At 60.2% G+C, this 236-nt stretch carries 1 protein-coding gene; it reads left to right on the forward strand.

The genetic code is table 11. The features are described from left to right. Positions 1–236, forward strand: a 236-nt coding sequence (locus ACRHNM_RS18175; protein ID WP_431138025.1) for a radical SAM protein, incomplete at both ends; no start/stop codon positions are given.

The following is a 236-nucleotide window of genomic DNA, read 5'->3' on the forward strand; positions in this document are numbered from 1 at the left end:
CTGGAGGTAGCCCCTGAGGTAATATCCCACAATGTGGAAACCGTCCGGCGATTGACCCGGGAAGTCCGGATACAAGCCAAATACGACCGCAGCCTGGGTGTCCTGAAATACCTGAAGGACCAGGGTGCCAACCGGACCAAATCCGGGATCATGCTCGGGCTGGGAGAAACAGAGCCCGAAGTGCTGCAGACCCTGGAAGACCTGCGGGAGGCCGGGGTTGACGTGGTCACCATCGG

This window comes from Psychroserpens mesophilus (assembly GCF_050617655.1).
Taxonomy (GTDB): domain Bacteria; phylum Bacteroidota; class Bacteroidia; order Flavobacteriales; family Flavobacteriaceae; genus Psychroserpens; species Psychroserpens mesophilus_A.